A 1,024-nucleotide genomic window follows, 5' to 3' on the forward strand; every position below is an offset into this window, starting at 1 on the left:
TTCGCTAGCGATGTTGCAATCCTTCGGGACACTGTCGTTTCGGTTCCTTCCGAAAGGATCGGCACCTTCCGCTCCGTGCGCAGCCCGTTGCGCATGTCGGAAAGTCCGTTTGCTCCGCCGACAGTTCCACCCGAGGTCGGCGAGCATACCCGCCAAGTCCTTCAGGCCGAGCTGGATCTGAGCGCAGATCGGGTCGATCAGCTTTTGGAGATGGGCGTAGTTGCCGGTATCCCGGCGACGGGCGGAAAGTAGCTCCAATGCAGAAGGAGCGCGTCCGCCGCCAAGGTCGTCCACCGACGATGGAGAATGCGCGCGGCAAAATTCTCGATGAAGCGGCCGAGTTGTTTGCGCACGAAGGTTTCGATGGAGCCTCGCTGGGCAGTGTCGCGGAAGCTGTCGGTGTCACCAAAGCTGCTATTTATCACTACTTCCCGAACAAGAAAGAAATCTACGAGGCAATTATCGTCAGGACACTGCAAGGCCTTCTTGACGCAGTGACGATGGCCGTCGACGGCCAGCACGACGCGCCCGAAGCGCTTTGCCGCTTCATGACGGCACACGCCGACTACTTCGAGACCCACTACCATGGGTTTGTTACGATGCTGGTGGGTTATGGCGGGATGGAGAACAACGGACTTCTTGAGGAAGCCCAGGACCTACGCGATGCCTATGAGGAGCTTCTTCGGAGTATCGTGCTCGCCGGCATCGCCAACGGCCGCTATCGAAACACGGATTCCCGTGCGATCAGCCGAGCGATCCTTTCGATGCTTAATTGGATGGTTCGTTGGTTCAAGCCCGGACACGGGCGCCCCGCTTCCTCTTTCGCGATGGAATACTGCGAGATCATTCTCAACGGCCTCGGCACGAACGGTCAGGCCATGGATCACGACAAGCGTCAGGAGGGCCTTGTCGCAAATTCTTCAGGTTAACTCGATGTTGACCATGGGGAGAGAAGTTGCCGCTCCTGATATTGCGGAGCGAGCCGATGATTTTGAATACCATTGCCGAAAAGCTGAAGCGCCAG

Annotated in this window: 1 protein-coding gene and 1 pseudogene; both read left to right on the forward strand. The window is 57.8% G+C overall.

The features are described 5' to 3' along the window. Window positions 1-252, forward strand: a pseudogene (locus tag Q4610_RS21720) (hypothetical protein); the annotation flags it as partial. Between the two features lie 5 nt (window positions 253-257). Further along, the gene (locus Q4610_RS21725) at window positions 258-929 is read left to right on the forward strand and encodes a TetR/AcrR family transcriptional regulator (RefSeq protein WP_304537846.1); all 672 of its coding nucleotides are present in this window, start codon (window positions 258-260) and stop codon (window positions 927-929) included. The last annotated feature ends 95 nt before the right edge of the window (window positions 930-1,024 follow it).

Source organism: Sphingobium cyanobacteriorum (assembly GCF_030580935.1).
In the GTDB taxonomy this organism is placed as follows: domain Bacteria; phylum Pseudomonadota; class Alphaproteobacteria; order Sphingomonadales; family Sphingomonadaceae; genus Sphingobium; species Sphingobium cyanobacteriorum.